4 protein-coding genes (2 of these 4 only partly in view) are annotated in these 5,000 nt (G+C 49.3%); all 4 read right to left on the bottom strand.

Annotated features, from left to right (window positions below):
* Positions 1-5: the 5' portion of an HD-GYP domain-containing protein gene (locus tag AAFJ72_RS00185; RefSeq protein WP_432775681.1), read on the bottom strand. 1,114 nt of this gene lie to the left of the window's left edge; only the first 5 of its 1,119 coding nucleotides appear in the window; its start codon is at positions 3-5; its stop codon lies off the left edge, out of view.
* 130 nt (positions 6-135) lie between these two features.
* On the bottom strand, positions 136-2,658 hold the full coding sequence (gene gyrA / locus AAFJ72_RS00180; protein ID WP_432775680.1) for a DNA gyrase subunit A: 2,523 nt from the start codon (positions 2,656-2,658) through the stop codon (positions 136-138).
* Positions 2,659-2,890: 232 nt separating this feature from the next.
* The gene (locus AAFJ72_RS00175) at positions 2,891-4,075 is read right to left on the bottom strand and encodes an MFS transporter (protein ID WP_432775679.1); all 1,185 of its coding nucleotides are present in this window, start codon (positions 4,073-4,075) and stop codon (positions 2,891-2,893) included.
* A gap of 292 nt (positions 4,076-4,367) precedes the next feature.
* Positions 4,368-5,000, bottom strand: the final stretch of a protein-coding gene (locus AAFJ72_RS00170) for an MFS transporter (RefSeq protein WP_432775678.1). It continues 642 nt past the right edge of the window; the window shows 633 of its 1,275 coding nt (coding positions 643-1,275); the start codon falls outside the window, past its right edge; its stop codon occupies positions 4,368-4,370.

Below are 5,000 nucleotides of genomic sequence, written 5' to 3'. Positions count from 1 at the left end.
TTCATATAGTTTTCTTTTCCTAATTTTACTCTAATTCCAATTGATTTAAAGGACTAAAGTAGCAGTTTCTCAAACTTTTTGCACAAAAAAAGAAACGCCCCATGATTTTACTGGGCGCTTCCTCGAAATTTTTCCTTATTCTTCAGTTGGCTCGTCGGGTTCAGCATTTGCTTGAGCGTCAGCATCGTCAACAGTAACATCAAGCTCTTGCGCTTCCGAGTCCACTCCATCGTCTTCCTCATTCGGTGGGCATTTGGCTACTGAACCTACCTGCTCGTTTTCAGACAAACGAATCAGTTTCACGCCTTGCGTATAGCGGCCCATTACAGAAATACCCTTCATTTCTGTCCGGATGATAATGCCCGAAGTCGTGATAATCATCAGATCTTCCTGTGGCTCAACCACTTTCAGGCCGACCACTGGACCGCTGCGTTCAGTTACATTGTGGGTCTTGATCCCTTTACCGCCGCGAGACTGGATGCGGTATTCGTCAACAGGAGTCCGTTTGCCATAACCGTTGGCAGTTACGATCAGGACTTCCGCGTTTGGCTTGATGACGTCCATATCAATGACATTGTCGTCATCATCGAGGGTAATCCCTTTTACGCCAGTCGCGTTGCGTCCCATCGTCCTCACATCGCTTTCGCTGAAACGAACAGACATCCCTTTTTGCGTACCCATGATGATCTCTTGCTGTCCGTCAGTCAAACGGACCGCGATCAGTTCATCATCTTCACGCAGATTGACTGCAATCAGCCCGCCTTTGCGAATGTTTTCAAAGGACTCCAGCGTCGTCTTCTTGATAATCCCTTTCTTGGTCGCAAAGAACAGGAAGCGATCATGGTCGAACTCCTTGACCGGGATTACCGCACTGACCCGCTCCCCTTTTTCGATCTGGATGAGGTTGATGATCGGAGTGCCTTTTGCCGTCCGGCTGAGATCAGGAATTTCATAGCCTTTCAGGCGGTATACCTTGCCCTTGCTCGTAAAGAACATGATATAATCATGCGAATTCGTAATGTAAAGATGCTCAACGAAGTCGTCATCCTTGGTGCCCAATCCTTGGACTCCCCGGCCACCGCGTTTTTGCGAACGATAGGTGGATACGGGCAGACGCTTGATATACCCGTCATGAGTCAAGGTAATGACGACATCCTCTTCCGGAATCAGATCGGCGTCCTCGATATGGTCTTCCGCCAAGGTAATCGCTGTGCGACGCTCATCGCCAAATCTCTCCTTGATTTCGTTCAGCTCTTCCCGAATGATCGCGTAGATTTTGGCTTCGTCAGCGAGAATCGCACGCAGCTCGGCGATTTTCGCCAGAAGCTCCTGGTACTCATTCTCGATTTTCTCCCGCTCCAAACCGGTCAGACGCTGCAGGCGCATATCGAGAATCGCTTGTGCCTGCTCGTAACTCAGAGAGTAGTTTGTCATCAGCCCTTCGCGTGCTTCTTCCGTCGTTTGCGAAGAGCGAATGAGACTGATAATCTCGTCGATATGATCCAGCGCAATCCGCAAGCCCTCCAAAATATGAGCGCGCGCTTCTGCCTGCTTCAAATCGTATTCGGTTCTTCTGCGGATAATTTCGCGTTGGTGCCGCAAATAGTAATACAGCATGTCCCGCAGATTGAGCACACGCGGACGACCGTCAACCAAGGCCAGCATGTTGACGCCAAACGTGGTCTGCATTTGCGTATGCTTGAACAGGTTGTTCAGCACGACTTTTGGAATGACGTCGCGGCGGAGCTCCATCACGATGCGCATCCCTTTACGGTCGGACTCGTCGCGCAGATCCGTAATGCCGTCAATTTTCTTTTCGCGGACAAACTCTGCGATTTTTTCCACGAGTCTTGCCTTATTCACCTGATAAGGGATCTCCGTCACAATAATGCGTGCTTTGCCCTTCTCCTCTTCGATTTGGGTTTTCGCTCGCATGATAATCGAACCACGGCCTGTTTCGTAGGCACGACGAATCCCGCTATAGCCGAGAATTTCTCCGGCTGTAGGAAAGTCCGGCCCTTTGATGATCTTCATCAGATCGTGAACCGTAATATCCGGGTTGTCGATCATGGCAATCACGCCATCAATAACTTCCGACAAGTTATGTGGAGGAATATTGGTCGCCATCCCGACGGCAATCCCCGAAGCCCCGTTCAAAAGCAGGTTCGGGAAGCGAGAAGGCAAAACAACCGGCTCTTCCTTGCGCCCGTCGTAGTTGGGCGTGAAGTCCACTGTTTCTTTATCAATATCGCGCAAAAGCTCCAGCGCGAGCTTGGAGAAGCGCGCCTCTGTATAACGCATGGCCGCTGCCGGGTCACCGTCTACAGAACCGAAGTTCCCTTGCCCTTCCACGAGCATATAACGCATATTAAAATCTTGTGCCATACGTACCATCGCTTCATAGATGGAAGAGTCCCCATGCGGATGGTAGTTTGCCATAACTTCCCCGACTACGTTTGCCGATTTACGGAACGCTTTGTCAGGTGTAAGTCCCATGTCATGCATGGCATACAAAATACGCCTGTGTACAGGCTTCAATCCATCGCGAACATCAGGCAATGCGCGACTGACAATAACGCTCATCGCGTAGCTGATGAACGATTCTCTCATTTCCTGGCTAATATCGACTTTGGGAAACCGAGCAGTTTCTTCTGCCATAAACGGTAAACCTCCAACTGGTTATCACAATACGTTATTATACCATATAGAAAGAGGACACGTCCAAAAATTCCAGCCGAATCAATCGATTCCCCTTGGTTTTGCTCTTTACTTTTGACCTCGTATTTCCCTAGAAAACGATTTCCTTTTTGTTCCATTACTGTTTTGCATTCACTTATGATTTGTCCTTATCGCTTTTCTTATTCAGAAATAGAAAAAACCCGAACCGATTTTAGGAGGAAATCGATTCGGGCACCGTTGTCCTTTTGCCTTGCCGGGCCAAATATACGATGTAAACAAGCAAATACAGCCCAAGAGCAACCAGAGAATAGCGATACATCACCGCAAAGCTGGTCATCTTGGCAACTGCTCCAAGAATCATTGCTCCTCCGCCAATTCCCAGATCGAACGCCGAGAAAAATGTCCCGGTAGCTGCCCCTCTTCTCGTCGGGTCTACCCGTTTGATCGTCCACGCCTGCAAGGAAGGCTGCACGCCGCCGACACCGACGCCAAACAGGATTGCGGCAAAAATCAGCTGCCATTCACTCGTGCTGTACGACAACATCAGCAGTCCGCCGCCAAGGATAAATCCACCCGGCAACAAAATCCAGACCGGTCCCTTGCGATCAAACAGCCTTCCTGCCAGTGGCCGGACAGCCATCAGCGCAATTGCATTGAACAGGAAAAACAGGCCGATATTTGCGATGCCAACCTCAAGACCGAACAAGGTAATGAAGCTGAATATCCCTCCGTAAATAATCCCGATCAACAGATTCAACAGAGACGGAAACAACGCCGCTTTTTCAATAAGCCCACTCAGCACACTTCCACCCGGCTTTTTCCCGGGAACAATTGGCTCGATTTTTACCAGCCTGGACAAGATCATCGCCAGAGCAGTCAATCCTGCGGAGATGGCAAAAAGCCAACCATATCCCCAGTTTTGCGACACCCACAAGCCCTGAAGTGGCCCGAAAGCCATCGCCAGGTTGCTGAACATCCCGAAGTACCCCATTCCTTCCCCGCTTCTTTCACGGGGAATAATGTCGGACACAATTGTTCCGTAGGTGGTCGTGACAATTCCCCAGCCAATCCCGTGCAAAAAGCGGATCGCCAACACCAACGCCACACTGACCATCCAGTAATACCCGGCGACCGCCAGCAAAAAGATGGCCAATCCAATCAGCAAGACAGGCTTCCTTCCGATGGTGTCCAGCGCTTTCCCGGTAAAAGGGCGCACAAGCAAGGCTGATACGGTGAAAAGACTAATGACCAACCCTACCGCCAACTGATCTCCCCCCATGTCTGTCACATATACGGGAAGCGTCGGAAGCAGCATCTGAAACGAGACGAACAACATAAAATTGGAGAGTGCCAGGATTACAAAATCTTTTGTCCACAACGCCTTTTTTTCTGTCATCAATGTTCACTCCCATAGGAAACCGGGTTTCTTTTCAATACAATAATATATGTAAAGTATAAAAAATCAACCCACCGAATTCTCTATTGTGCACTTTACCCTTTAGGGAGCACCCCAAAGCCTTATCCAGAAAAAAAGACGCCGCGTATGCGCCGACTTCTTGTTGTTGTTGCTGCTTCACGATCATGTCTAAACGGATGTGCGAATCAACATTTTAGTATCGATCAGCAGCCCGACAAAAAGCATGGTTATCTTCAATTAGTAGACCGTGCTCTTGAAGGGCTAAATGCTGCTACATATTCCGGGAAACATTTGCACGGAGCGCGTTCCTGCCAATTCGCATGACCATGAAGGAAGCCAGCAAGCAAAACGCTCCTGCCGTTATGAACATGAAGAAGTAACTGTTTAATACTGTGTAAATGACGCCACCACCGTAGGCGGCTGCCGCAGCCCCTAATTGATGGGCGGCCAGTATCCAGCCAAACAAAATTCCTGCCTGCTGCTTGCCAAAAATGTCTGTCGTCAGCCTCACTGTAGGAGGAACCGTCGCAACCCAGTCCAAACCGTAAAATACGATGAATAAGCCAAGGCTAAATGTTGAAGAGGACAAAGCTGTCGGCAGAAACATCAAGGAGAGCCCACGCAGTCCATAGTACCAGAACAACAGCCAGCGGTTATTGTAGCGATCCGACAGCCAGCCGGAAAACGTCGTTCCAATTATGTCAAAAACCCCAATCAGGGCAAGCAGGCTGGCAGCAGTCACTGCTGGAATCCCATGCTCCATGCAGGCCGCAATAAAATGTGTCCCGATCAACCCGTTTGTAGACAAGCCACAAATAAAAAAACTTCCAGCTAATAACCAAAAGTCAAAGGAACGAAAACCAGTAAACAGTCCGTTCATTGCTGCACGGAATGGATTTTGCAC

This window comes from Brevibacillus gelatini (genome assembly GCF_050920745.1).
GTDB classification, from domain to species: domain Bacteria; phylum Bacillota; class Bacilli; order Brevibacillales; family Brevibacillaceae; genus Brevibacillus; species Brevibacillus gelatini.
The sequence above is the reverse complement of the archived record's forward strand: the minus strand, read 5'-3'. Positions and strand labels throughout refer to the sequence as shown.

What these genes read in the sequence shown, in the direction of transcription:
- gyrA (WP_432775680.1), bottom strand. Translation starts at nt 2,658, where the DNA reads ATGGCAGAAGAAACTGCTCGGTTTCCCAAAGTCGATATTAGCCAGGAA.
- AAFJ72_RS00175 (WP_432775679.1), bottom strand. Translation starts at nt 4,075, where the DNA reads ATGACAGAAAAAAAGGCGTTGTGGACAAAAGATTTTGTAATCCTGGCA.